General features: G+C 67.1%; 5 protein-coding genes. 1 reads left to right on the top strand and 4 read right to left on the bottom strand.

All coding sequences use genetic code 11. The features are described 5' to 3' along the window. Positions 1-402: acyl-CoA dehydrogenase family protein (locus B384_RS0106520; RefSeq protein WP_019482318.1), on the bottom strand; the 402-nt coding region annotated here is incomplete at its 3' end. Between the two features lie 32 nt (positions 403-434). Continuing rightward, positions 435-1,211: a 3-hydroxyacyl-CoA dehydrogenase gene (locus B384_RS0106515; protein ID WP_019482317.1), complete on the bottom strand. Its 777-nt coding sequence runs from the start codon at positions 1,209-1,211 to the stop codon at positions 435-437. A gap of 169 nt (positions 1,212-1,380) precedes the next feature. Between B384_RS0106515 and B384_RS18015 the strand changes: the two genes are divergently transcribed. After that, complete coding sequence (locus B384_RS18015; RefSeq protein ID WP_019482316.1) at positions 1,381-2,541, top strand: glycoside hydrolase family 76 protein; 1,161 nt, start codon at positions 1,381-1,383, stop codon at positions 2,539-2,541. On the opposite strand, the gene B384_RS18010 is transcribed toward B384_RS18015, so the two are convergent. Together B384_RS18010 and B384_RS20905 are read right to left on the bottom strand one after the other, a co-directional pair. Next, entirely contained in the window at positions 2,493-3,560 is a 1,068-nt protein-coding gene (locus tag B384_RS18010) for an ABC transporter ATP-binding protein (RefSeq protein WP_019482315.1), read from the bottom strand. The two genes, B384_RS18015 and B384_RS18010, sit on opposite strands and share 49 nt — an antisense overlap. Continuing rightward, complete coding sequence (locus B384_RS20905; protein ID WP_050994866.1) at positions 3,557-4,192, bottom strand: ABC transporter permease; 636 nt, start codon at positions 4,190-4,192, stop codon at positions 3,557-3,559. The genes B384_RS18010 and B384_RS20905 overlap by 4 nt, the downstream gene beginning before the upstream one ends. Positions 4,193-4,287: the final 95 nt, after the last annotated feature.

Genomic DNA, 4,287 nt, shown 5'->3' with positions numbered 1-4,287 from the left:
CGGCTCGGTGAGCGCAAACGCGCCGGTAATCTTCAGGTCCATCGCGTCCTGGAGGAGACGGGCCTTCTGATCTTCGGACCCGAACTCGTGCAATGCTTCGACAAACAGGTCGTGGTGCACCATGAAGAACGTGGCCAGGGACGTGTCTGCGCGGGTCATTTCAGCGATGACCATGCCGCCGAAGAGGTAGCTGTACCCCTGTTGGACGGGCGTGCTCAGGTTCAATGCGGCGAGTTTGGGCAGCACCTCGATGGGAAACTCGGCCCGGTTCCACCACTCCTCCGCCGACGGAGCGACCTCTTTGGCGAGGAAGTCACGGACGTCGTCGAGTTTGGCGCTTTCGGTGGGGCTGAGGAGGGATTCGAAGCCCATAAAATCGGCGGAGGGGAGGGTGCTCTCCATTGAGCTGTTCCTTTCTGGGCTGCGCTGGGCAGCTATTTCGGCGCCATCCGGATGGCACCGTCGAGGCGAATCGTTTCGCCGTTGAGCATCTGGTTCTGCACGATGTGGGAGACGAGGGCTGCGTACTCGGCGGGCTTGCCGAGCCGGGACGGGTGAGGGACCTGGGCGCCGAGGGAATCCTGCGCCTCCTGGGGCAGCCCCGACATCATTGGGGTCTCGAAAATCCCGGGTGCAATGGTGACCACCCGGATCAGCGACCGGGCCAGTTCACGCGCGATGGGCAGGGTCATCGCGGCGACGGCACCCTTGGAGGCGGCATAGGCTGGCTGGCCGATCTGACCGTCGAACGCTGCGACTGACGCGGTGTTCACAATGACCCCGCGTTCAGCCGAGCCGTCCTCCGGTGTCACGGGATCGGTTGCTGCCATCGCCTCCGCGGACAACCGGATCACGTTGAAGGTGCCGATCAGGTTGATGTTGATGACCTTGGTGAACTGCTCCAGGGGAAGTACCCCGTCACGTCCGAGGACCTTCCCGGGGGTGGCGATCCCCGCGCAGTTGACCACTGTGCGAAGCGGGCCGAGCGCAACAGCAGTATCGACCGCAGCCTGGACCTGTGCTGGATCGGTGACGTCTGCCGGGGCAAACACGGCCCGGTCGCCCAGCGCGGCAGCGAACTCGGCGCCGGCCGACTGGGGCAGGTCCACCAGCACCACGGTGGCGCCTTCGCCGTGCAGTTGCCTGGCAGTGGCCTGTCCCAGGCCGGAGGCTCCTCCGGTGATCAGGGCCACAGTGTGGTTGATGTCCATGACGTCTCCTCGAGTTGGTGCCATTGGGCGATTTGCCGCCATTTGGTACTGGGATGGAACCTGATGCCCACTAAACATTACTGTGACGTAGCCCATACTGCATCCGGGGTGGCCGGGAATTGGCAGATTGCTCAATACTTGTACCGCGCTGTCCGGCTAGGGTGGTTTTATGCTCAATTCGCGGGAGGAACACCCGGTCCGTACAGCCGGGTTGCGGGCTCGGGCCGCAGCTGAATCCGTGGGGTCCAGATTCGGTCATCGGCTGTGGGGTCTGCCGGGCACCCACCTCGGCGCCGTGCGTTTTCCTCCCGGGCGCGGACTGTCCCCCTGGCACTACTGGTGGCAGGCTCACTACCTTGACGCACTGGTGGATGCGGCCCTGCGCGAATCCGATGAGTGTGCCGCCGAAAAGCAGGCTGTCACGGCACACCGGCTGCTCCGGAGCATCTACTTACGCAACGGACTGCGCTGGACCAACTCCTATTACGACGATATGGCGTGGCTTGCGCTCGCCGCCGATCGGTTCCGTCAGCTGGGGCGCGGCGGTGGACATCCCGGCTCGCCTCTGATGCGGGCGCTTCGGTCTGCGCACACCCCCGAGCTCGGCGGCGGGCTGTACTGGAACACCGACCGTGACTTCAAGAACACCCCGGCCACGGGACCCGCCGCCCTGTTGTTCGCCCGGCGAGGCGATACGGTCCGGGCCCAGGAGCTGGTCGACTGGCTGCAGGGTCGCCTGCAGGATCCCCGGACCGGGCTATTCCAGGACGGTATCCGGGTCGCTGGCGGACGCGAGAGGCTGATACCAACCATCTACACCTATAACCAGGGGCCCGTGCTTGGTGCCCTCCTGGAACTCGGTGGGCCGGATAACCTGTCCAGTGCTGAAGACCTGATCGTCGCCGTCGACAAGCAGCTGACGCACGACGGTGTGCTGCGGACCCATGGTGGGGGCGACGGCGGATTGTTCACCGGAATTCTGGCCCGCTACCTGGCTGTCGCTGCTGCGACCCCCGCCCTGCCGTCCGCGACACGGCGCACCGCCGGAGCACTGGTGACGACGACGGCCGAGACGCTGTGGTCCGGACGGACTGTACCTGACGGGACGCCAGCGCCGAAGGGGAAGACGGCGCAGGGGACGACGGCCCGCGGCGGCACCGGCCGCCGTCGTTCTCCTGCGGCGGGTGTGCTGGAATTCCCGGCAGGAACCGGGGCCGACGCTGGCACCCGGGGCTCCGAGCTGTCGACGCAGCTGCAGGCGTGGATGATTCTGGAAGCCGCCTACCGGGTGACCGCGGGCGTCGGCACTGAGGCCGAAACGACCGGATAGGCCAGCGCCCGGTGCCTGATGCCCACCGTCACCCGGTCCCCGCGGCGCGGCAGATCGGGGGCGGCGACCCGTGCGCGCACGGTGAAGCCGGACGGCAACTCGAGACCGACCAGGGCATCGTGGCCCGCGTAGGACACTGCGGTGACTGTCGCATCCGTCCCGCCAGCCGTCACATCCAACCATTCCGGGCGGAGCATGACGCACACCGGTGAACCGTCCACCGGTTCGCTGCCGTCGGCCATCTCGGCCTCCACCAGCCCCAGGGCACACTGCACCCGGCCGCCGGCCCACAAACCATCCATTTCCACGGTGTCCCCGACGAAGGCTGCCACCCAGCGGCTGATCGGGCGCTCATACACTTCGTGGGGCGTGCCCCACTGGAGGATCCGGCCCTCCCGCATCACCGCAACATAGTCGGCCAGGGACAACGCCTCCTCCTGGTCGTGGGTGACGAGCAGGCTGGTGTTGCTTTGGCCTCGCAACAGGTCCGCGACCTCCCGGCGAAGGGTTGACCGGAGTTGGGGGTCCAGGGCAGCGAACGGCTCATCGAGGAGCACCAGATCGGGCCGTGGTGCGAGGGACCGGGCGAGTGCCACCCGTTGCGCCTGGCCGCCGGAAAGCTGGGATGGTGCCCGGTCGATCAGTTCGCCGAGGCCCACCATCGCGGCGAGGTCCGCGATCCGCCCGGACCGGCCAGCGCTCCGCTTCAACCCGAAACCGATGTTCTCGCCGACCGTCAGGTGAGGGAAGAGTGAGGCGTCCTGCGGGACCCAGCCGACGCCCCGCTTCTCGGGCGCCCGTTGGACCGTAGGAGAAGAGAGGAGATTCTCGCCCACCCGGATGGTTCCACCCGCCGCCGGGAGCAATCCGGCGATGGCTCGCAGCAGGGTGGTTTTGCCACAACCGCTCGGGCCCAGGACAGCGGTGAGCGATCCCCTCGGGATCTCCAGGTGCACGCCGTCGAGCACCGTCGTGCCCCCGTAGGCAACGCTCAGCCCATCAATGACTACCCAGCTCACAAGTCCTCCTTCGCTACGCCCCGGAATCCAGAAAGCACCACCGCCGGGACGGCGGCGAGCAGCACCAGGGTGGCCGCGTAGGGTGCGGCAGCCCCATACTCGAACACTGTGGTCCTGGACCACAGTTCTGTCGCGAGGGTGGCGGTGCCGGTGGGGCGCAACAGCAGCGTCGCAGGCAATTCTTTCATGACCGAGATGGCTACCAGCAGCGCGCTAACCCCGATACCGGGCAGCGCCAGCCGCGCGGTCACCCGCCACCAGGTCTGCAGCGGGGACAACCCCAGCATTCGAGACACGTCAACCAGGTTTTCCGGCACCGCGGCTATCCCGTTGCGCATGGTGCCGATAGCCTTCGGCATGAACAGGACCGCGTATCCGAAGATCAGCACCACTACGGTTTGGTACAGGATTGGGACCGCCCCAAGCGCGAAAAACACCAGCGACAGACCCACCACAATGCCGGGGAGCGCGTGCCCCAGGAACCCGACCGCCTCGACTGCCGCGATCAGGCGCCCACGATAGCGTGCGGCCAGGACGGCGATGGGGAGGGCCAACACCACTGCTGCGACGGCCCCGGCTGCGGCGAGTCCCAGCGTGGCCCCAATCGCCTCAATCAGGCGGCTGACGTCCATCTCGCGTAACGTCGCAGCGTCCAGCAGGCGGCTGGTGAGTCCTCCGACGGGCACGACGACGGCGACCACTGGCGCGGCCAGTACCAGGGCCAGCG

It is taken from the genome of Arthrobacter sp. TB 23, assembly GCF_000294595.1.
Taxonomy (GTDB): domain Bacteria; phylum Actinomycetota; class Actinomycetes; order Actinomycetales; family Micrococcaceae; genus Arthrobacter_D.
The sequence above is the reverse complement of the archived record's forward strand: the minus strand, read 5'-3'. Positions and strand labels throughout refer to the sequence as shown.

Coding starts and splice junctions, on each gene's coding strand:
- B384_RS20905 (WP_050994866.1), bottom strand. CDS start 4,192: ATGGACGTCAGCCGCCTGATTGAGGCGATTGGGGCCACGCTGGGACTC.
- B384_RS0106515 (WP_019482317.1), bottom strand. CDS start 1,211: ATGGACATCAACCACACTGTGGCCCTGATCACCGGAGGAGCCTCCGGC.
- B384_RS18015 (WP_019482316.1), top strand. CDS start 1,381: ATGCTCAATTCGCGGGAGGAACACCCGGTCCGTACAGCCGGGTTGCGG.